Source organism: [Clostridium] ammoniilyticum (genome assembly GCF_025566905.1).
Classification (GTDB): Bacteria; Bacillota_I; Bacilli_A; order Erysipelotrichales; family Coprobacillaceae; genus Faecalibacillus; species Faecalibacillus intestinalis.
Map to the genome: position 1 here is coordinate 39,668 of NZ_JAOQJR010000009.1, position 20,071 is coordinate 59,738.

Sequence of the window (20,071 nt, forward strand, 5' to 3'; positions counted from 1 at the left end):
AACAAATATGTTAAAAATAGAAAAATATCTTCAAGAAAATGGAGAATCAAAAACAAATACTATTGCTGAGCATTTAGGGCTTAGCCTTGCTAGAACTAGAAAAATTCTTTCTCAAATGGATTCATTGGAAGCTATAGGGACAAATACAAGTAGAAGATATAGGCTTAAAAACAACTCCATTAACAGAGTTGTTTTTAAAAAAGCCTCCTTCCTAAACACAAGTAAAATCTCTATATATTAAACTGAGAACAATAAATGTGTTTTTAGGCTGTTTCTCAGATTCTCGTTTAATGTGTGTCGGTAGTGAAATATCTTTTTTTAAATTTTATTTGTATAGAGATTTCACTGTTATTTTATATGAAATAGGTTGATTTTTGCTTGTTTAGGGAAAATTAAAGAAATAGTGGGAAAATCGTTAAGAAATATGCTAAATATTCTATTGAAAGAGATAAATATCCAGGGATAAGGGTATCATTTTAAATAATAAAATAGTATAATATCACAAAATGAGGTGGAATCATGGAAACAGTTTTGGTAGAAAAAAAGAACATAAACGAGGTTGTTGAATTATTAAAACAAGATGAGGTTGTGGCTTTTCCTACCGAGACTGTTTTTGGCTTAGGTGTGAAGTTTGGAAATCTTTCGGCACTTGAAAAAATCTATGAAATTAAACATAGAAGTCATAGTAAAGCAGTATCTTTGATGATCTATGATTCTCAAGATATAGAAAAATATGCTTATGTAAATACAAATGCTCAAAAATTGATTGATGAATTTATGCCGGGAATGATAACTCTTGTTTTAAAAAAGAAATCAATTTTATCAGATGATTTTACAGCGGGATTAGAAACGATAGGTATAAGAATACCTGATGATCCATTTGTATTAGAATTATTGAAAAGAGTAGGGCCAATGTTAGTAACAAGCGCTAATATTTCAGGTCAAGAGACACTTTTAAATGATTTAGATGTGTATCATGAATTTAATGGGAAACTAAAGATGATTGTCAAAGGAAAATGTCAAAATTCTCTAGCAAGTACAGTGGTAAAAATTGATGATGATGTAACAATATTACGTCAAGGTTGTATTAGTGAAGAAAAAATCAGGGAGGTATTGAAGTGAAAATTGCAATGGCATGTGACCATGGTGGTCTCAGATTAAAAAATGTATTAAAAGAAGATTTAGAAAAAAATGGTTATGAAGTTGTAGATTTTGGTACATACACAGAAGAAAGCTGTGATTACCCAGATTATGCTTCTAAAGCAGCAAAAGCTGTTGCTGATGGAACGTGCGACAAGGGGGTTGTCGTATGTGGAACTGGAATTGGTGTCAGCATTACTGCCAATAAAGTAAACGGAATTCGTTGTTCATTATGTCATGATGTATTTAGTGCAAAAGCAACACGTCAACATAATGATTCAAATATGTTAGCAATGGGGCAACGTGTTATAGGGGAAGGCTTAGCTTTAGAAATCTTACATGCATGGCTTGAAAGCGAATATGAAGGCGGAAGACATGATGCAAGAATTCAAAAAATGATGGCCTTAGAAAAGGAGTAATAAATTATGAAAGATACACAATTATTTGAAAGTGTTGAAAGAGAATTAAATAGACAAAGAAATAACATTGAATTGATTGCTTCAGAAAACTTTGTTTCTGAAGAAGTATTACAATTAGCTGGATCAGTTCTTACAAATAAATATGCTGAAGGATATCCAGCAAAAAGATATTATGGGGGATGTCAATTTGTTGATGAAGTTGAAGAACTTGCAAGACAAAGAATTTGTGAAATCTATGGGGCAGAACATGCTAATGTTCAACCACATAGTGGGGCACAAGCAAATACGGCAGTTTATTTAGCTTTATTACAACATGGAGATAAAGTGTTAGGAATGTCACTTGCTGATGGAGGACATTTAACACATGGACATCCATTGAACTTTTCAGGAATTAACTATGAATTTTATAGCTATGGTGTTTCAAAAGAAACAGAAACAATTGATTATGAAGCTTATAAAAAACAAGTAGAAGAAATTAAACCAAAACTCGTTGTTGCTGGAGCAAGTGCTTATAGTAGAATTATTGATTTTGAATTTATGGCTAAAGTTGCTCATGATAATGGCGCATTATTTATGGTAGATATGGCTCATATCGCTGGACTTGTAGCTGCTGGTGTTCATCCATCACCATTTCCATATGCTGACATTGTGACAACAACAACACATAAAACATTAAGAGGGCCTCGTGGTGGTGTCATCATGTGTAAAAAAGAATTTGCTGCAGATATTGATCGTGCAGTTTTCCCAGGTATGCAAGGTGGACCATTAATGCATATTATCGCTGCTAAAGCACAATGTTTCTATGAAGTACAACAACCAGAATTTAAAGACTATGCAAAACAAATTATCAAAAATGCTAAAGCAATGGAAAAAGTCTTTAAAGAAGAAGGGTTCAGATTGGTTGCTGGAGGAACAGATAACCACTTATTACTTGTTGATGTTAAAGCAAGTTGTGGTATTTCTGGTAAAAAAGCACAACGTTTACTTGATGAAATCAATATTACAGCTAATAAAAATGCAATTCCTTTTGATACAGAAAAACCATTCAAAGCTTCAGGAATTCGTATTGGAACACCAGCAATGACAACAAAAGGATTCAAAGAAGAAGATTTTGAAGAAGTTGCTAGAATTATTGCTTATCGTTTAAAAAATGAAGAAACAGACGGAATTAAAGAAGAATGTTTAAAACGAGTAGCAAAACTTACTGAAAAGGTCACAATGTATTCAAATATTAAATATATCTAGGAGGCAAATATGTCAGTAACAATATTAGATCATGCTTTAATTCAACATAAATTAACAATTATGCGTGATAAAAATACATCAACTTATATTTTTAAACAAAACTTAGATGAAATTGCTAAACTTATGGCATTTGAAGTAACACGCAATGTTTCATTAAAAGATAAAGCAATTGAAACACCTGTTTGTCCAATGGTGGGAAAAGAAATGGATCAACAAATTATTCTTGCACCTATTTTACGTGCAGGAATTGGTTTAGTTGATGGTTTTAGAGATATTATTCCAACAGCTAAAGTTGGACATATTGGAATGGAAAGAGATGAAGAAACTTTAATTCCACGTGAATATTATGCTAAATTTCCAAAAGGTCTAGAAGATGCTTTAGTCATTGTTTTAGATCCAATGCTAGCAACTGGTGGAAGTGCTAATATGGCAATTGAAAATATTAAACAAAGAGGAGCAAGAAAAATCAAACTTGTTTGTTTAGTAGGAGCACCAGAAGGAGTTAAAGCGATTCAAGAAGCACATCCTGATGTTGATATTACACTTGCAGCATTAGATGAAAAATTAAATGAGCATGGTTATATTGTTCCTGGACTTGGAGATGCTGGAGATCGTTTGTTTGGAACAAATGAATAATAAAGAGAAGCTTTTTAAAGATTTGCTTTATGCATTGACGTTATCAGGTAAAATATTTGGAACTTTAATAGCTGGCGTCATATTGGGTTTATATTTGGATAGTATATTACTAACCAAACCTCTTCTGACGCTAGTATTTCTTGTTTTAGCGTTTATAGAAGTGATGAGAACATTATTAAAAGGTGGAAAATCATGAATGAAAAGTTAGTTTTTAAGAAATCATTTTTTATTTTTTTGATAGGTTTTATCGTTTTTTCAATTATTGGTTTGATGATGAAATCTTTCAGTTATTCGCTAGGTTTTTTGCTTGGATATTTATTTAATCTTGCAATTTTTTATGTTATTATTATCACGTCTGATATGATATTGAACTTAAAAAGATCTACAAGTTTAATTATCTTATTAAATATAGTCAAACTTGCAATTTATGCGATTGGTTTTTTAATTGCTATTTTTATTCCAAAATGGTTTAATCTGATAGGTGTTCTTTTTGGATATATGGTCATTAAAATAACCATATATATTGTAAGTTATCAAATGAAGGGGGTGAAAGGGTGAGTAACTTCTTAGATTCTTTACAGGTAGAATTAATCTTTTCATTGATTATTATGGTGGTGATGGCTATTTTCTTTATTTATGCCGGAAAGAAATTTGCAACTGCTGATCCAACAGCAAGACCTAAAGGTGTTGTTTTAGTTGTTGAAACAGGTGTTAAAATGATTTACGACTATTTAAAAAGTATCATGCCAAAGAAATTTGAAAAGAACTATTATCCATACTTTGCAATGCTCTTTGCATATTTGGTCATTGCGAACTTAAGTGGATTATTAGGATTTGAAGCACCAACTTCAAATTATTCTATTACTCTTGCATTAACAACAATTACATTCTGTTTAATTCAGTTTAATGCAATCAAAAAACAAGGATTATTATCTTACATTTGGGGTGCTGTATGGCCACCAACAAACTTATTAAGTATTCTTTCGCCATTGATTTCGTTATCAATGCGTTTATTTGGGAATATTTTAAGTGGATCGATCCTTATGTATTTAGTTTATCAATTAACAGGTTACATTTCAGGGTTATTGATCAACTTTAACTTTTTAGGACCAGTGATTGCTCCTTGGCTACATTGTTATTTTGATGTCTTTGCAGGATGCATTCAAACATTGGTATTCGTTACATTATCATCTATCTTGATAATGATGGAAAATCCAGATTAAGTTCTTTACTAGCTTGCTAGTTAAGATATAAATGAAAAATGAACTATTTTTTAGGAGGAAAAAAATTATGGTAAAAGGTTTAATTGCTATTGCAGCAGGTCTTGCTGTATGTGCAGGTTTAGGAACAGGGATTGGTGAAGGGATTGCTGCTAGTAAAGCTGTAGAAGCTGTTGGTAGAAACCCAGAAGCTGAAGGTAAAATCCGTACTATGATGATCTTAGGGATTGCCTTATCAGAAACAGTTGCCATCTATGGTTTATTAGTTTCTTTAATCTTATTATTCGTATATTAATAATTGAAAATCTGACAAAGGAGGAATAAAGATGCCAGATATAGCAGGAAAATTATTCCCTAATCTTACAACACTGATTGTTCAATTATTATCTACAGGAGTTTTGTTACTTATTTTTAAGAAGTTTTTATGGAAAAATGTCATGGAATATTTTGCTAAAAGAGCAGATTACATAGAATCTACAATCAATGAGGCAAAAGAAATGAACGAAAAAGCTTCTACAAATTTAGAAACAGCTGAAAAAGAAGCACGTGAAGCTGCCAGCAAATATCGTGAAATTCTTGATCAAGCAAAAGATGATGGTCAAAAAGTGAAACAACAAATTATTGACCAAGCAAACGAAGAAGCAAGAGCTAAAATTGAACAAGCACAAAAAGAAATTGAAACAGAAAAGAAACAAGCTCAAGCAGATATGAAACAAGAAATTGTGGATGTTGCTATTGAGGTTGCAACTAAAGTGATGAACAAAGAAATGAATGAAGAAATCAACAAAGGATTAGTAGAAGAATTTGTTGATGATGTGGTTAACTAATGAGTGTTGTTGGCGATAGATATGCTGAATCTTTATTTGATTTAGCGAAAGAAGAAAATAAAGTCACTCAATATCTTGATGACATCAAATTAGTTGGTGAGGTTCTAGATAGTGATCCTCAAATTGTTCAATTCTTTAATCACGTTCTTATTGAAAATGATAAAAAGATTCAATTATTGGATCAATCATTTAAAGGGAATGTTGATCAATATGTTTTAAATTTCTTAAAACTATTAGTGCAATCAAGAAGAATTCGTTATATTGATGATATTGTTAAATCTTATATTAATTTATCAAATCAATATTTAGGTATAGAAGAAGGTATGATCTATACACCTTATGAATTAACTGATCAACAAATTCAAGATATAGAAAAAGCAATCAGTCAAAAAGAAAACAAAAAGGTTACTTTAAAAGTATCTATTGATCCATCATTATTAGGTGGTATTAAAGTTCAAATTGCTAACCGTATTTATGATGGAACAATTAAAAATAAAGTAGAAATGCTTAAAAAAGAACTATTAAGAAAGTAGGTGGAAATAGTGGGGCTTAGACCAAATGAAATTAGTGCTTTAATTAAAGAACAAATTAAGCATTATGACGATATCATTGAACAAAAAGATGTCGGAACAGTCGTGACTGTTGGTGATGGTGTAAGTGTTATTCATGGGTTAGATAATGCCATGTTAGGTGAATTATTACTTTTCCCAAATGATGTTTACGGAATGGTCATGAACTTAGATGAAGATAGTGTAGGAGCCGTACTACTTGGATCTGAAAGTACGATTAAAGAAGGAGACGAAGTTAAACGTACTGGAAGAATTATTGAAGTCCCTGTCGGGGATGAAATGTTAGGAAGAGTTGTTAATCCATTAGGACAAGCAATCGATGGTCAAGGTGAAATCAATACTGGTAAAACTAAACCAATCGAACGTGTTGCTAGTGGTGTAATGACAAGAAAATCAGTTGATCAACCATTACAAACTGGTATTACATCAATTGATGCTATCATTCCTATCGGTAGAGGTCAACGTGAGTTAATTATCGGTGACCGTCAAACAGGTAAAACTGCAATTGCTATTGATACAATTTTAAACCAAAAAGGACAAAACATTTATTGTGTTTATGTTGCTATTGGACAAAAGAATTCAACGGTTGCACAAGTTGTTGAAAAATTACGTCAAGGTGGAGCAATGGATTATACATGTGTTGTTTCTGCTGGAGCGAGTGAACTTGCACCAATTCAATATATTGCACCATATGCTGGATGTGCAATTGCTGAACATTGGTTAGATGAAGGAAAAGATGTTTTAATTGTTTATGATGATTTATCTAAACATGCGGTAGCTTATCGTACAATGTCGTTATTATTAAAAAGACCACCAGGACGTGAAGCTTATCCAGGGGATGTCTTCTATTTACATTCAAGATTACTTGAACGTGCTTGCCGTTTAAATGAAGAAAATGGTGGAGGATCAATTACTGCTTTACCAATCATTGAAACACAAGCTGGGGATATTTCAGCATATATTCCAACAAACGTTATTTCAATTACTGATGGACAAATCTTCTTACAACAAGAATTGTTCAACTCTGGATTTAGACCAGCTGTAGATACAGGATTATCTGTATCACGTGTAGGTTCTACTGCACAAATTAAAGCGATGAAACAAGTATCTGGTTCATTAAAACTTGAACTTGCTCAATATGCAGAAATGCAAGCTTTCGCACAATTTGGTTCTGACTTAGATGCTGCTACTAAAGCAACATTAGATCATGGGGCAAAAGTACGTGAAGTATTAAAACAAGCACAATACTCACCACGTAGTGTGCCAACACAAGTCATTACTTTATTTGCATTAAAATATGGTTATACAAAACAAATAGCTGTAGAAAAAGTAAAAGAATTTATGGATGGTTTAGTAGAAAATATTCAAATGTCTCATCCTGAATTTATTACTGAAATAGAAACTCAAAAAGTGATTTCAAATGAATTAGAAGCGAAGATGAAAGAAGCAACAGGCGCTTATGTTGATCAATTCTTAAAAACACAAGGGGCTAACTAATGCCTGGATCAATGCAAGAAATTAAGCGTCGTATTAAATCCGTTGAATCTACTAAAAAGATTACAAAAGCAATGGAATTAGTTGCGACATCTAAACTTCGTAAAACAAGAAATCAACTTGATGAATTAAAACCTTATTATCAAGGTGTTAGACAAACATGTGCAGAAATTTTAGCTTCTAATAAAGGGTTAAAAGATTCTGCCTATCTCGCTGAAAATAAAGTAGATAAAGATGTTTATATTGTTATTTCTTCAAGTTTAGGATTATGTGGTGGATATAATGCCAATGTCTTTAAAGAAATTAGTCAACAAATTAAAGATGAAGATTATGTTTACTCAATTGGAAGTAAAGGAACAAATTATTTCCGTAGAACGCATCAAGGACCAATCAATACTGATTTTGCTTCATTAAATTCAACATTAGCTTTTGATGAAGTGACTAAATTAGTAAAAAGTGTCACAGATCTTTATATTAATAAAGAAGTGGGAAGTATAAAAATCATTTATACTGAATTTGTTAATAACTTAACATTTAAACCACGTACAGTAACACTTTTACCAATTGATACAAATGAGTTTGAAAATATTGAAATTACCAATAAATTCACTATTTTTGAACCAAGTCCTGAAGAAGTTTTAGATAGTTTAATACCAATGTATTTACAAGCTGTCGTTTATGGCTATCTTGTTGAAAGTGTGACAAGTGAAAATGCGTCACGTAGAACTTCAATGGAAAATGCTACAGATAACGCAGAAGAATTAACAGAACAATTATTATTAAAATACAATCAAGCTCGTCAAACAGCAATTACTAATGAAGTTAGTGAAATTGTTGCTGGAGCTAATGCGCAATAAGGAGGTCAATATGGCAAATATTGGGAAAATAATTAGTGCCCGTGGGCCAGTTATTGATATTGCATTTGCTAGCGAAGATAAATTACCTCGATTAAATACAGCAATTCGTATTCAAAATGGTGAAGAAGAATTAGTCGTAGAAGTTGCTCAACACATTGGAGATGATGCAGTAAGATGTATCGCCATGGGACCAACTGATGGGGTAGTAAGAGGAATGGATGCTGTTGATACAGGTCACCCAATTTCAGTTCCAGTAGGAAATGATACATTAGGACGTATGTTCAATGTTTTAGGTGAACCAATTGACGGTAAAGGTGAATTAGGAAATGATGTTCCACGTATGCCTATCCACAGATCTGCGCCAACTTATGCAGAACAAATGACAACTACAGAAATCTTTGAAACAGGAATTAAAGTTGTAGACTTAATTTGTCCTTTTATCAAAGGTGGTAAAATTGGGTTATTCGGTGGTGCCGGAGTAGGTAAAACAGTATTGATCCAAGAATTTATTAACAATATCGCAACACAACATGGTGGGTTATCAGTATTCGCCGGTGTTGGAGAACGTAGCCGTGAAGGTAACGATTTATACTATGAAATGAAAGAAAGTGGCGTTTTATCTAAAACATCACTTGTCTTTGGACAAATGAACGAACCACCAGGAGCACGTTTACGTGTTGCCTTAACTGGTTTAACAATGGCTGAACAATTCCGTGATGGACAAGGTCAAGACGTGTTATTATTCATTGATAACATCTTCCGTTTCACACAAGCAGGTTCAGAAGTTTCTGCCTTACTTGGGCGTGTACCATCACAAGCAGGATATCAACCAACTCTAGCAACTGAAATGGGTGCTTTACAAGAACGTATTACATCAACTAAAAAAGGATCAATTACATCAGTACAAGCGGTCTATGTACCAGCCGATGACTTAACTGACCCTGCACCAGCAACAACATTTGCTCACTTAGATGCTAAAATCGTTTTGGATCGTTCAATCGCTGCTTTAGGTATTTACCCTGCAGTAGATCCACTTAACTCTTCATCAAGAGCCTTAGATCCATTAGTTGTAGGTAAAGATCATTATGAAGTAGCTCATGGTGTTCAACAAATCTTACAACGTTATCAAGAATTACAAGATATCATCGCAATTCTTGGGATGGATGAATTAGGTGATGAAGATAAATTAATCGTTGCACGTGCAAGACGTGTACGTAACTTCTTATCACAACCATTTACAGTAGCTAGTCAATTTACTGGTTTAGATGGAAAATATGTCCGTGTAGAAGATACTGTTCAAGGATTTAAAGAAATTCTTGAAGGTAAATGGGATCAATTACCTGAACAAGCATTCCATAATGTTGGTACTATTCAAGAAGCTGTAGAAAAGGCTAAACAAATCGAAAATGACTAAATTTAAGCTAAAAATCATTACACCTCAAGGTATTTACCAAGAAGTGGAAATTGATCAGATAAATCTTGATACAACTGCTGGACAAATAGGTATTTTAGCTCATCATATTCCACTAGCAAGTGGTGTGAAAGTGTCTCAAATGAATTATATTATTGATGGAAAAAGAACATATTTTTCTGTCGCAGGTGGTTTCATTTATGTAAATGAAACAGAAACAACTTTAATTGCTAATGCAATTGAATCACAAGAAGAAATTGATTTAGAAAGAGCACAAGAAGCAAAAAGAAGAGCTGAAGAAAGACTTAAAATACAAAACAATGAAATCGATATGTTAAGAGCACAAGCAGCTTTGCAACGTGCAATTACACGTATTCATGTCAAAGGTTTATAGAGAAGAACTTCCATTCTTCTCTTTTTTTTGTATAATAGTTTTAAGGAGAAAAAGGGAATATGAAAAAGAAGTTTATAGGAGTTATTGGGATTGTTATCGTGGTGATAGTGGGAGGTATTTATTATCTTACACGAGAAGAAAAAATTGAATTATCTTTAAAAAATAAAAAAGAGATTATTGTAGAATATGGAAATACAGTTCAATATTCATTTGATGATCTTATTCAAACAAAAGACATAGATAAAGATAAGTTGAAAGAAATAAAAAAAGAAACAAAAATAACAGACAATCTAAAAAATGAAGATCAAAAAGATTATCCATCAATTGGAAACTATACAATAAATATTAAATATCAAAATCAAAAACTAAAAAAGAAAGTGATTGTTAAAGATACTACAGCTCCTGTTTTTAATGAAATAAATGAAGTTTCATTTGAAGAAGGAACAGAAAATTATGATTTTAATCAAGAAATCAAAGCAACAGATTTAAGCAATATTGATTTACAATATGATTTATCTTCATTAGATATAAATAAAGCAGGGGATTATCAAATAAAAGTATTTGCGAAAGATAGTTCAGGAAATCAAGCAGAAAAAGAAATAACTGTACATGTAAAAGAAAAACCTAAACAAGAATTATCAGCAGCTAAGATTTATCATGGCGGAGGAAAAGTGATTTGTATTGATGCAGGACATCAAGCACGAGGAAATAGTTCATTAGAACCTAATGGACCAGGTTCATCGACAATGAAAGCAAAAGTGACAACAGGGGCAACAGGATGTGTAACAGGGAAAACAGAATCACAAATCAACTTAGAAGTGGCACTTAAATTACAAGAAGCTTTATCAAATCAAGGTTATACTGTGGTTATGTGTCGTACATCACAAAATGTCGATTTATCTAATGCTCAAAGAGCTCAAATGGCAAATGAGGCAAATGCAGATGCATTTATTCGTTTACATTGTGATTCAAGTGAATCATCTTCTTCTACAGGAACGTTGACACTTGCGCCTTCAACTTCTAATAGATATTGTGCAAGTATTGCAAGCCAATCACAATCACTTTCAAAAAGTATTGTGAATAATATTTGTAAGGCAACAGGTTCTAGAAATAGAGGAGTTTCAATTGTTGATAATATGACAGGTTTAAATTGGTCAAAAGTGCCTGTTACTATTGTAGAAATGGGATTTTTATCAAATCCAGGAGAAGATCGATTGCTTTCAAGTGAGGATTATCAAAATAAAATTGTTCAAGGAATTGTAAATGGAATTGGGGAATATTTAAGTTAAGATTAGAAAAAGAGGAAAAAGGAATGGAAAAAGTTACATTAGGAAGAACAGGAATTACAGTGAATCGTAATGGGTTTGGGGCATTACCAATTCAACGAGTAACTGGAGAAGATGCAACAACAATTTTAAGAAAGGCATATGCTCAAGGAATTCGTTTTTTTGATAGTGCAAGATGGTATAGTGATAGTGAAGAAAAGTTAGGAAATGCATTAAGCGATGTTAGAAAAGACATTTATATTGCAACGAAGACAGGATCTACTACAGTAGAAGATTTTTGGAAAGACTTAGAAACAAGTTTAAATAATTTAAAAATAGATTATATTGATATTTATCAATTTCATAATCCTTCATTTTGCCCTAAACCAGGAGATGGTACAGGTTTATATGAAGCAATGTTAGAAGCAAAAGCTCAAGGAAAAATACATTTTATAGGTTTAACGAATCATCGTTTACCAGTAGCTATAGAAGCTTGTGAAAGTGGGTTATATGATACAATTCAATTCCCATTTAGTTATTTAGCAGATCAAAAAGATATTGATTTAGTGAATAAATGTAAAGAAAACAATATTGGGTTTATTTGTATGAAAGCTTTATCAGGTGGACTTATTAACCGTTCGGATGCTGCTTATGCATATTTAGCACAGTTTGATAATGTTTTACCAATTTGGGGAATTCAAAAAGAGAGTGAATTGGATGAATTTATTTCATATCAAACAAAAGCACCAGAACTTACTCAAGAAATTCAAGATTTAATTGCTCATGATCGAAAAGAATTAGCAGGAGATTTCTGTAGAGGATGTGGTTATTGTATGCCTTGTCCTAAAGGAATTCAAATCAATCAATGTGCTAGAATGTCTTTAATGTTAAGAAGAGCACCAGCAGCAAGTTGGCTTAATGATCATTGGCAAGCAGAGATGAAAAAAATTGAAGAATGCTTAAATTGTGGTAAATGTAAACAACATTGTCCATATCATTTAAATACTCCTAAATTATTAAAGAAAAATTATGAAGACTACAAAACATTTTTAAAATAAAAAAATAGGGTGTGCTACAAAATGTAGCGCATCCTATTTTAGTATAATCTACGACAATTATAAATATGACGATAGAAATAACTTCCTGGAGCAACTGATGTTACTTTAACACACTGATCAGGATATTGACCCACTGTCCCAGATCCTTTACCAGAGGCATGAACCATATTACCATTACCAATATAAATTCCAATATGAGCGACACCACTTCCATAATTGAAAGTAATGACATCACCAATTTGTAAATTACTATAAGAAACAGCTTTACCACTACCAGCATATCCAGCAGCAGTTGTTCTACCTATTTTTACGCCTGCTTGATTATGTGCCCAGTAAACAAGTCCAGAACAATCAAAATAATTTGGTCCACTTGCTCCCCAATAGTAGCGTTTACCTTGTTTAGATAAAGCATAGTTAGCAATACTTATTCCTAATGTTGTACTATCTTGAGATGGTTGAGAACCATTGTTAGTTGTATTATTATTCGAATTATTGTTTGAATTATTACCTGTATTGTTATTATTATTTGAATTTGAAGTTTGATTATTGTTGTTACTGTTAGATGGTTTTGGTGTAGGAATCTGACTGACATGACCTACATCGTCTTTTTTAGATTGTTCATAGAATTCTGTTAATGAGGCATCAATTGCTTCACTACGACTTGCAGCAACATTTGCATCAACTTCAGTTGCAGCAATTTGTTTTCTTTGTTCTTCTAATAATGTTTCATATTGTACTTGAATAGCAGCTTGTTCTTTCTTTTGTTCTTCTAAAACAACTTTTGCGTTTTCTAAAGTAATTTTTTGATTTTCAATTTCCTTTTTCTTTTCTAACATTTGAGCAATTAAATCTTGATCACTTAAAGTAAGTGTGTTGAAACTATCTATTCTAGATAACATATCAGTAAAATTATCAGCCCCAAATATATAATTGATAAAAGTATTTTCATTCATATAAGACTGCATGACATACATACGATCTTTTATTTCTTGATTATCTTTATCTATATCTGCTTGGGTATTTTGTATAGATGTTTCAACATATTGAATTTCAGCTTCTTTAGATGAAATGTCAGAATTTAAAGAATTAAGTTTCTTTTGTACACTATCTAATGTTTGAGTTGTACTTGCTGCAGCACTTTTTTGATTTTCTAAATCTTTTTTTAACTTCTTATTTTTAGCTTTGAGATAGCTGTTGAATTCTTCGCATGTTTTTTTATTACTATTTGTTAGTTTTCCACTTGCACATAGTGACATATATTTTGCTTCATCTTTTGAAAAATCAATAGCTTCTACAGGTTTTATACAATAGCATGTTGATACAAGCATTGTAGATGCAACAAATCCTACAAAATATTTTTTAATTTTCAAACAAAACACCCCCTCATATTATTTATACATCACTTTCTAAAAAAAGTAAATAAAAGTTGTTTTTATACAAAATAAAAACCTTTAAGCTTATAAACTTAAAGGTTTTAAGTCATTATTAATAAGGTCTAACTGCACAAGTAAATCTACTTACATTAGATGCAATCTTAACAACATCACCTGTTTGTGGTGCATGAATATATTGACCATTACCAATATAAATACCTACATGTCCACTTTTCCATAAGATATCTCCTGGTTGAGCTTGACTTAATGGAATAATTGCTCCAGATTGACCTTGAGATCCAGAATAGTGATCAAGTGAAACACCCGCTTGTGCATAACACCACATAACTAAACCAGAACAGTCAAATGAATTAGGTCCACTTGCTCCCCATACATAAGGACAACCTAATTTAGAATAAGCAGCAGCTACAACTGTAGAACCATACTTATTTGTAGTAGGAACATTTGTAGATGGTCTAATAGTTGTAGAACCACTACTGCTACCTGATGAAGATTGTTGAGTAACAACGACTGATGATAAGAATGAATCTAATGAACTTTGAGTATCAGAAATTTTAGATTGTTCACTTTCAGCAGATGCTAAATCTTTTTGTTGTTTAGCTAATAGATCTTCATATTGAGTTTGTAAAGTATATTGTTCGTTTTGTTGAGAAACAATATTTGCTTTTACTGTTTCAATAGTTGCTTTTTGAGATTCAACTTGCTTCTTTTCATCAGCAATTTTTTCTACTAATTCTTTATCGAATTGAGTGATTTCATTGACACTATCAATTCTTGAAAAGAAATCAGAGAAGTTTGAAGCACCAAAAATAAATTCAATATAACTATTACTATTATTGTATGATTGCATAGCATACATACGTTCTTTAACTTCGTTTTCTTTAGCTGTGATACTTGCTTCTAATGATTTAATTGAACTTTCTAAATAGTTGATTTCTTGTTGCTTTTGTTCAATTTGGTTATTTAAATCAGCAATTTTAGAAACAACGTCATCTAATGAACTTTGAGTATCTGAAATTTTAGATTTAGATTCATCAATAGAACTTTGTAACTGATTGTTTTTCTTTTTTAAGTATGAATTAAATTGTTTACAAGTATTATAATTACTATTAGATAAACTTTTACTAGAACAAAGTTTCATATATTTATCTTCTTGTCCTTCAAAGTTTACCGCATGAACTTGACTTGTAGAACAAAAAAAGGATACTAACAAAGTAAAACAAATCATGGAGATTAAACTCTTTTTCATAACTATAATTCCTCCCGTAGCTATTATCTTATTTTTTTAACCAAAAGTAAATATAAACAACGATAATAATAACATTTTTGACATTGTGACATATTTTATAATGAGGTGAAAAATTTTGGTAAAACATGGAATTGATGTTTCTAAATTTCAAGGGTTGATTGATTGGCAAGAAGTTAAAAAACATATTGATTTTGCAATCATTAGATGTGGGTATGGAAGTAATCTGGAAAGTCAAGATGATCCGTATTTTAAAAGAAATGCGGATGAATGTACACGTTTAAAAATTCCTTTTGGGGTTTATTTATATTCTTATGCAACCAATGAAAGAGAAGCTTTATCAGAGGCTGAACATGTATTAAGACTCGTAAAGGATTATCAAATGGCCTATCCTGTTTATTATGATTTAGAAGATAATAATACAACAGGAAGACAAAGTAATCAAACAATAGCGAATATTGCACAAACATTTGCTCAAAGACTTGAACAAGAAGGTTACTATGTAGGAATGTATGCATCATTGTTTTGGTTTAGAACTAAACTTACAAGTCCAATCTTTAATGAGTATACAAAATGGATTGCAAGATATAATGATGAACTTAATTATGATGGAGAATATGGTATGTGGCAATATAGCGCTACAGGAAATGTTTTAGGAATTGATACAATGGTGGATCTAAATTATGCCTATAAAGATTTTCCACAAATCATCGAAGAAGGTGGTTATAATAATTTTTCTAATACGAATTTAACAAGGTATAAGATAGGCGATGAGGTAGAATTTCACCATGTATTTTTAACAAGTGAATCTACGCAACCATTAATGCCATATCGTCATTTTGGAATTATTACGAGAATTGTTCAAGGTGCTAGAAATCCCTATCTTATAGGACAAGATGCCGGCTGGGTCAATGATCAGGTCATAGAAAGAAAGATAAGATATTTAAGTGCACCTGATTATACAGGCAATAGTTTTACAGATGCATTGCGTTCTATTCAAGAAGATGCTTCTTTTGCTAATAGAACAAAATTAGCTAAATTAAATGGAATAGAAAATTATACAGGTTCACAAAGGCAAAATGATGAATTATTAAGATTACTTAAAGAAGGAAAATTAAGGACATAAAAAAAGAGCTTAGATTCTTTTTTCATAAGCTCTTCTTAAAGCACCACTTTTTAAAGTGATTTCTCCACAATATTTAAAACCATATTTAGTTAAAAAACTTTGCATAGAAAGATTATCATGATGTGTATCCATTCTAACACTATGATAATCTGGATACATAGCAACTACTTGATCTAAAATCGTAGAAGCTAATCCTTTTCCTTTATATTCATTATCAACAGCAATACGATGTACACATATATAAGGACAATTTAAAATCCATTTTCCTTCAATACGGTTATAAGCAGGTTCTCCATGAATCGTTACCATACATGTTCCTAAAATAACACCGTCTTCTTCTAAAACATAAGCTTCATTATTTTCTATATCTTTTTCAATTGTTTCTTCATTAGGATATCCATCTTGCCATTGATCAATATCATTATTTTTGAAATAAGTTTTTGCTTGATTAATAATGTCAATGACACGTGAAATATCTTCGATTTTCGTTGGTCTTAAAATCATTATTTTACCTCCCAAACATACTTTCCTAAATGATATAGACTTTTAGGTTGTTTGTCAAATTGTTTTGTTTACAAATCAAAAGCATTTGTTATAATAGCTGTATACAGAAGGAGGAAATAAAATGGTACTTGATCAAATCAAAGAAATTTTAAAAGATACAATGGATATTGATGAATCAAAAATTACTTTAGATGCTAAATTAAAAGAAGATCTAGAATTAGATTCATTAGATTCAGTTGAATTAATCATGTCTGCTGAAGAAGAATTTGGAATTGAAATTCCTGATGAAGACGTTATGAATTTTAAAACAGTAAACGATATAGTAAACTATATTGAAGAACATAAATAAAAGCTATAACAAGCATTTCGCTGTTATAGCTTTTTTTACTATTCTAAAATATATTTATCCATAAGTGTTTTATTTTTTTCTAAACATTTAAATAAGAATGCTCCAATAATTAAAACAATAAATTCACCAATGAAAACATAGAATGCATTAATCATAAATGGTAATTCTAAAGCTAGATAAAGTTCTAAACCAACGATTAAACCATTGACAACCCCACCAATTAAAGCTCCAGCAAAAACATTTTTAACATAATACATACCAAGACAAGCAATCAATGTTGCAGCTGTTCCAAAACAAATGTCATATAATCCCATTGGAGATGCAAGGTTTGCAAGCAAACATCCAATAGTAAGTCCTGGAATAAATTTCTTGTTGTAACATGCAAGTAAAACAATAATTTCAGTTAAGCGCATTTGCACTGCTCCATAAGCAATAGGTGAAATCAAAATTGTTAAAACGGCATAAGCAGCCCCAATCATGGCATTCATTACAATTAATTGTACCTTTTTATTATTCATTTGTAGTCCTCCTCTTCTAAAGTACAGTTAGAAGCCAGATAAAATAAAAAAGATGATAGAGCCATCTTCATTACTTATCCTTAGTTTTTTATACTGGGTTTGGCTCTCGAACCAGTCTTTGACATTATACTAAAACGGGTAGTGAAAATCAATATATTTTATTTTATAATAAAGGTAAGGAGATGATGATTATGTTATGTCCAAAATGTCATAGTTTACTAACAAAAGGAGCCAAATATTGTGATATTTGTGGAACAAGAATATCGCAAGAGGATATCCAAGTAGAAGAAGTAGGTTCAAGGGTTAAAAATAGAGAAAAACATAAAAAAGAAGTGCGTAAAAAAACTAAAATTATTATTTTAGGAATCATAGCACTTGTCGTGGTGATTGCTATGTTAGGATTTATTTTATTTTTTAAAGGAAATAAACCATCTTATTCACCAGATAATCTTGTTAGTCAACATGTTGAAAAACCATTACATTTAGAAAAAAGTAAAGTTACATTAAATATTGGAGATGAATATACCATTCAAACTAATCTTAAATGTACTTATCAATCGAAAAATGAAAAAATATGTATCGTAGATACAAATGGTAAAATTACGGCTTTATCATCAGGTAAGACAAAAATAATTTGTACTAGTGAATCTGGTAAAGAAAAAGCCCTTCAAGTTATTGTAAATGAAAAAATAGAAACAACAGTAGAAGAAAATACAGATGAGGATGAATATATATTTGCTCATAGTGATACAGAACTTCTTACAGAAGCTGATTTAGAAAATAAAGATGATTCTCAGTTACGGTTAGGACTTAATGAAATTTATGCCAGACATAATTGTACGTTTAAAACACCTGAGATTGCAGACTATTTTAAATCTAAAAGTTGGTATAGTGCAGATGAAACTTTGACATCAGAAATGATGAATAATCATATGTCAGAGTATTTTAATGAAATTGAATTAAAAAATATTTCCTTTATTCAAGCACATCGATGAAAATAATTTGCATACACTAAATCATAAATGAAAAAATATATGAAAATAGTTATCAAAATCTATAAATTTCATTTTCAATTCATAAAAGATATGTAAAATGAAAGTGTAATCAAAGAAGATTATAAAGTCATTCTTCTCTTAGATATTTTTTTGACAACTATATTCATTGAATGACGTAGGAAAAGTAAGCGACGCCCGTTTACTTTTCTTTTTTTTATCTATTAAGAATTTGGATGCGTCAAGAAAGATAGTATATAAAAATTCATATCAAAACACTATGATATGTTTGCGTGATCTGGTATGAATTTTTTTACCCTGTGTTATATAACAGTTACCTAACTCTTCTCATAGGACCTTTACATACAGGACATTCTATTTCAACTTCACCATGTTTACTGGAGATTCTGTCTTCTTCTGCCAATTCACCAATAATCCAGTTAGGAACATTGTCAATATGACCACAAGCAGTACACTTCGTTTCGATAAGTGTATCTTCTGCAATCATTGATGCATTTTTCACTGTAGAGTCTGTCATTAGGGGTACCTATGTATATTCACATTTCATAAGATTGCCACATGAACATAAAAGAATATTTTTTTGCAATGATTCTATCATATGTGTGCGGTATTTTAGATGGTCAAGTTTGTTTTTTAAATCTTTTTTTCTTTCAGATTTCTGATACGCTTTTTCTTTTTTATGCCATAAAGTTCATATATCTTTTCAAGCAACTTTTTATTCCTGTTTGAATAGAAACCATAGTATCTGATCATTTTAAAGTTTTCATCAGGACAGTGAAGGATAAGATTGTTTATAAAGTTTTCAGCGCTTTCATATATTTCGATATATTTTTCATCCTCATGACGGTTGTACCACCATCTGATCATCTTTTTGTCATCTTCATATTTGATGATGCGGTTTTCAGCCATGGGAGGTCTGGAAGTGTATCTGGTAATGTAGTTGACGCAATCATCAACGTTATTGTCGTCATTGTCTTTTTCTTTCTTTTTAGCGTAGACATAAAAGCCGTTTACAAGTTCTTTATAGAAACGTTGTTTGAGATAATTGAAATTCTCAAGTTCTTGTTTTGAAAGAAGATCAAGGCCCTGATACATCCAAGTCTTTCTGAGCTTTTTATAGGAAATAAAAGAAAAGTTCTTCATTTTATTTTTTTTGGTATCAAAAGCTTCTTCACAAACAAGGCAGTGGATATGGGGATTCCATTTCAAATCTCTGCCAAAAGTATGTAAAGTCAAAACAGAACCGAAAACGATCTTGTTTCTGTTATTTTTATAGGAGTAAGGGCATTTTGATTTTTCTGTACTTTGCATCATTAAAAACACAGGCAAGGGTGTTTCTGGCAGCGATAAAAAGAAGATTCAAAAGGAATCTGTCTTTAATGAAAT

Annotated in this window: 26 protein-coding genes and 1 riboswitch; of the genes, 20 read left to right on the plus strand and 6 right to left on the minus strand. The window is 31.3% G+C overall.

Annotated elements, in window-relative coordinates; all coding sequences use genetic code 11:
• Positions 1-7: 7 nt before the first annotated feature.
• From OCV55_RS09390 to OCV55_RS09470, 17 genes are all read left to right on the plus strand, one after another.
• Positions 8-241, plus strand: a complete 234-nt coding sequence (locus tag OCV55_RS09390) for a hypothetical protein (RefSeq protein ID WP_147580453.1) — start codon at positions 8-10, stop codon at positions 239-241.
• A 278-nt stretch (positions 242-519) separates the two neighbouring features.
• Positions 520-1,122, plus strand: a complete 603-nt coding sequence (locus tag OCV55_RS09395; RefSeq protein ID WP_032090889.1) for an L-threonylcarbamoyladenylate synthase — start codon at positions 520-522, stop codon at positions 1,120-1,122.
• On the plus strand, positions 1,119-1,559 hold the full coding sequence (gene rpiB, locus OCV55_RS09400) for a ribose 5-phosphate isomerase B (protein WP_032090888.1): 441 nt from the start codon (positions 1,119-1,121) through the stop codon (positions 1,557-1,559). The genes OCV55_RS09395 and rpiB overlap by 4 nt, the downstream gene beginning before the upstream one ends.
• Positions 1,560-1,565: 6 nt before the next feature.
• Entirely contained in the window at positions 1,566-2,804 is a 1,239-nt protein-coding gene (locus OCV55_RS09405) for a serine hydroxymethyltransferase (RefSeq protein ID WP_147580454.1), read from the plus strand.
• 9 nt (positions 2,805-2,813) lie between these two features.
• Positions 2,814-3,440 carry a uracil phosphoribosyltransferase gene (gene upp / locus OCV55_RS09410; RefSeq protein WP_032090886.1) on the plus strand — a complete coding sequence of 209 codons (627 nt, stop codon included), beginning with the start codon at positions 2,814-2,816 and terminating at the stop codon, positions 3,438-3,440.
• Positions 3,424-3,636, plus strand: coding sequence for a hypothetical protein (locus OCV55_RS09415; protein WP_032090885.1), 213 nt, complete (start codon positions 3,424-3,426; stop codon positions 3,634-3,636). The genes upp and OCV55_RS09415 overlap by 17 nt, the downstream gene beginning before the upstream one ends.
• Complete coding sequence (locus tag OCV55_RS09420; protein ID WP_147580455.1) at positions 3,633-3,998, plus strand: ATP synthase subunit I; 366 nt, start codon at positions 3,633-3,635, stop codon at positions 3,996-3,998. Before OCV55_RS09415 ends, OCV55_RS09420 begins: the two co-directional genes overlap by 4 nt.
• Positions 3,995-4,663, plus strand: coding sequence for a F0F1 ATP synthase subunit A (locus OCV55_RS09425; protein WP_022001941.1), 669 nt, complete (start codon positions 3,995-3,997; stop codon positions 4,661-4,663). Before OCV55_RS09420 ends, OCV55_RS09425 begins: the two co-directional genes overlap by 4 nt.
• A 67-nt stretch (positions 4,664-4,730) precedes the next feature.
• Complete coding sequence (gene atpE / locus OCV55_RS09430; protein ID WP_022001942.1) at positions 4,731-4,955, plus strand: ATP synthase F0 subunit C; 225 nt, start codon at positions 4,731-4,733, stop codon at positions 4,953-4,955.
• Between the two features lie 31 nt (positions 4,956-4,986).
• Positions 4,987-5,487: a F0F1 ATP synthase subunit B gene (gene atpF, locus OCV55_RS09435; RefSeq protein ID WP_117828582.1), complete on the plus strand. Its 501-nt coding sequence runs from the start codon at positions 4,987-4,989 to the stop codon at positions 5,485-5,487.
• Entirely contained in the window at positions 5,487-6,020 is a 534-nt protein-coding gene (locus tag OCV55_RS09440; RefSeq protein ID WP_117851323.1) for a F0F1 ATP synthase subunit delta, read from the plus strand. The genes atpF and OCV55_RS09440 overlap by 1 nt, the downstream gene beginning before the upstream one ends.
• 9 nt (positions 6,021-6,029) lie before the next feature.
• On the plus strand, positions 6,030-7,553 hold the full coding sequence (atpA, locus tag OCV55_RS09445; protein ID WP_117782701.1) for a F0F1 ATP synthase subunit alpha: 1,524 nt from the start codon (positions 6,030-6,032) through the stop codon (positions 7,551-7,553).
• Positions 7,553-8,407: an ATP synthase F1 subunit gamma gene (atpG, locus tag OCV55_RS09450; RefSeq protein ID WP_032090881.1), complete on the plus strand. Its 855-nt coding sequence runs from the start codon at positions 7,553-7,555 to the stop codon at positions 8,405-8,407. The genes atpA and atpG overlap by 1 nt, the downstream gene beginning before the upstream one ends.
• Before the next feature lie 10 nt (positions 8,408-8,417).
• Complete coding sequence (gene atpD / locus OCV55_RS09455) at positions 8,418-9,821, plus strand: F0F1 ATP synthase subunit beta (RefSeq protein WP_022001947.1); 1,404 nt, start codon at positions 8,418-8,420, stop codon at positions 9,819-9,821.
• Entirely contained in the window at positions 9,814-10,212 is a 399-nt protein-coding gene (atpC, locus tag OCV55_RS09460; RefSeq protein WP_032090880.1) for an ATP synthase F1 subunit epsilon, read from the plus strand. Before atpD ends, atpC begins: the two co-directional genes overlap by 8 nt.
• 59 nt (positions 10,213-10,271) lie before the next feature.
• Positions 10,272-11,501, plus strand: coding sequence for an N-acetylmuramoyl-L-alanine amidase (locus OCV55_RS09465; RefSeq protein WP_147580456.1), 1,230 nt, complete (start codon positions 10,272-10,274; stop codon positions 11,499-11,501).
• A gap of 23 nt (positions 11,502-11,524) precedes the next feature.
• Positions 11,525-12,535, plus strand: coding sequence for an aldo/keto reductase (locus OCV55_RS09470; RefSeq protein WP_147580457.1), 1,011 nt, complete (start codon positions 11,525-11,527; stop codon positions 12,533-12,535).
• A gap of 38 nt (positions 12,536-12,573) precedes the next feature.
• Here the strand turns inward: OCV55_RS09470 and OCV55_RS09475 are convergent, their stop codons facing one another.
• The gene (locus tag OCV55_RS09475) at positions 12,574-13,905 is read right to left on the minus strand and encodes a C40 family peptidase (RefSeq protein ID WP_038301169.1); all 1,332 of its coding nucleotides are present in this window, start codon (positions 13,903-13,905) and stop codon (positions 12,574-12,576) included.
• Positions 13,906-14,020: 115 nt separating this feature from the next.
• On the minus strand, positions 14,021-15,178 hold the full coding sequence (locus OCV55_RS09480; protein ID WP_032090878.1) for a C40 family peptidase: 1,158 nt from the start codon (positions 15,176-15,178) through the stop codon (positions 14,021-14,023).
• Between the two features lie 115 nt (positions 15,179-15,293).
• Here OCV55_RS09480 and OCV55_RS09485 point away from each other — a divergent pair, with 115 nt between their 5' ends.
• Complete coding sequence (locus tag OCV55_RS09485) at positions 15,294-16,301, plus strand: glycoside hydrolase family 25 protein (RefSeq protein WP_147580458.1); 1,008 nt, start codon at positions 15,294-15,296, stop codon at positions 16,299-16,301.
• A gap of 9 nt (positions 16,302-16,310) precedes the next feature.
• Here the strand turns inward: OCV55_RS09485 and OCV55_RS09490 are convergent, their stop codons facing one another.
• A complete protein-coding gene (locus tag OCV55_RS09490; RefSeq protein WP_022001954.1) occupies positions 16,311-16,805 on the minus strand; it encodes a GNAT family N-acetyltransferase in 495 nt (164 codons plus the stop codon).
• A 121-nt stretch (positions 16,806-16,926) separates the two neighbouring features.
• Between OCV55_RS09490 and acpP the strand changes: the two genes are divergently transcribed.
• On the plus strand, positions 16,927-17,154 hold the full coding sequence (gene acpP, locus OCV55_RS09495) for an acyl carrier protein (RefSeq protein ID WP_022001955.1): 228 nt from the start codon (positions 16,927-16,929) through the stop codon (positions 17,152-17,154).
• 38 nt (positions 17,155-17,192) lie between these two features.
• On the opposite strand, the gene OCV55_RS09500 is transcribed toward acpP, so the two are convergent.
• On the minus strand, positions 17,193-17,672 hold the full coding sequence (locus tag OCV55_RS09500) for a QueT transporter family protein (protein WP_147580459.1): 480 nt from the start codon (positions 17,670-17,672) through the stop codon (positions 17,193-17,195).
• A gap of 74 nt (positions 17,673-17,746) precedes the next feature.
• A riboswitch (PreQ1 riboswitch) is annotated at positions 17,747-17,793 on the minus strand.
• 70 nt (positions 17,794-17,863) lie between these two features.
• Here OCV55_RS09500 and OCV55_RS09505 point away from each other — a divergent pair.
• A complete protein-coding gene (locus tag OCV55_RS09505) occupies positions 17,864-18,667 on the plus strand; it encodes a YARHG domain-containing protein (RefSeq protein WP_267309894.1) in 804 nt (267 codons plus the stop codon).
• A 331-nt stretch (positions 18,668-18,998) separates the two neighbouring features.
• On the opposite strand, the gene OCV55_RS09510 is transcribed toward OCV55_RS09505, so the two are convergent.
• On the minus strand, positions 18,999-19,202 hold the full coding sequence (locus OCV55_RS09510) for a hypothetical protein (RefSeq protein WP_147580461.1): 204 nt from the start codon (positions 19,200-19,202) through the stop codon (positions 18,999-19,001).
• Positions 19,203-19,318: 116 nt separating this feature from the next.
• Positions 19,319-19,999, minus strand: a complete 681-nt coding sequence (locus OCV55_RS09515; protein ID WP_147580462.1) for an IS91 family transposase — start codon at positions 19,997-19,999, stop codon at positions 19,319-19,321.
• Positions 20,000-20,071: the final 72 nt, after the last annotated feature.

What these genes read in the sequence shown, in the direction of transcription:
- OCV55_RS09390 (WP_147580453.1), top strand. Translation starts at nt 8, where the DNA reads ATGTTAAAAATAGAAAAATATCTTCAAGAAAATGGAGAATCAAAAACA.
- OCV55_RS09395 (WP_032090889.1), top strand. Translation starts at nt 520, where the DNA reads ATGGAAACAGTTTTGGTAGAAAAAAAGAACATAAACGAGGTTGTTGAA.
- OCV55_RS09405 (WP_147580454.1), top strand. Translation starts at nt 1,566, where the DNA reads ATGAAAGATACACAATTATTTGAAAGTGTTGAAAGAGAATTAAATAGA.
- upp (WP_032090886.1), top strand. Translation starts at nt 2,814, where the DNA reads ATGTCAGTAACAATATTAGATCATGCTTTAATTCAACATAAATTAACA.
- OCV55_RS09420 (WP_147580455.1), top strand. Translation starts at nt 3,633, where the DNA reads ATGAATGAAAAGTTAGTTTTTAAGAAATCATTTTTTATTTTTTTGATA.
- atpE (WP_022001942.1), top strand. Translation starts at nt 4,731, where the DNA reads ATGGTAAAAGGTTTAATTGCTATTGCAGCAGGTCTTGCTGTATGTGCA.
- atpF (WP_117828582.1), top strand. Translation starts at nt 4,987, where the DNA reads ATGCCAGATATAGCAGGAAAATTATTCCCTAATCTTACAACACTGATT.
- OCV55_RS09440 (WP_117851323.1), top strand. Translation starts at nt 5,487, where the DNA reads ATGAGTGTTGTTGGCGATAGATATGCTGAATCTTTATTTGATTTAGCG.
- atpG (WP_032090881.1), top strand. Translation starts at nt 7,553, where the DNA reads ATGCCTGGATCAATGCAAGAAATTAAGCGTCGTATTAAATCCGTTGAA.
- atpD (WP_022001947.1), top strand. Translation starts at nt 8,418, where the DNA reads ATGGCAAATATTGGGAAAATAATTAGTGCCCGTGGGCCAGTTATTGAT.
- atpC (WP_032090880.1), top strand. Translation starts at nt 9,814, where the DNA reads ATGACTAAATTTAAGCTAAAAATCATTACACCTCAAGGTATTTACCAA.
- OCV55_RS09465 (WP_147580456.1), top strand. Translation starts at nt 10,272, where the DNA reads ATGAAAAAGAAGTTTATAGGAGTTATTGGGATTGTTATCGTGGTGATA.
- OCV55_RS09470 (WP_147580457.1), top strand. Translation starts at nt 11,525, where the DNA reads ATGGAAAAAGTTACATTAGGAAGAACAGGAATTACAGTGAATCGTAAT.
- OCV55_RS09480 (WP_032090878.1), bottom strand. Translation starts at nt 15,178, where the DNA reads ATGAAAAAGAGTTTAATCTCCATGATTTGTTTTACTTTGTTAGTATCC.
- OCV55_RS09490 (WP_022001954.1), bottom strand. Translation starts at nt 16,805, where the DNA reads ATGATTTTAAGACCAACGAAAATCGAAGATATTTCACGTGTCATTGAC.
- acpP (WP_022001955.1), top strand. Translation starts at nt 16,927, where the DNA reads ATGGTACTTGATCAAATCAAAGAAATTTTAAAAGATACAATGGATATT.
- OCV55_RS09500 (WP_147580459.1), bottom strand. Translation starts at nt 17,672, where the DNA reads ATGAATAATAAAAAGGTACAATTAATTGTAATGAATGCCATGATTGGG.
- OCV55_RS09505 (WP_267309894.1), top strand. Translation starts at nt 17,864, where the DNA reads ATGTTATGTCCAAAATGTCATAGTTTACTAACAAAAGGAGCCAAATAT.
- OCV55_RS09510 (WP_147580461.1), bottom strand. Translation starts at nt 19,202, where the DNA reads ATGACAGACTCTACAGTGAAAAATGCATCAATGATTGCAGAAGATACA.
- OCV55_RS09515 (WP_147580462.1), bottom strand. Translation starts at nt 19,999, where the DNA reads ATGATGCAAAGTACAGAAAAATCAAAATGCCCTTACTCCTATAAAAAT.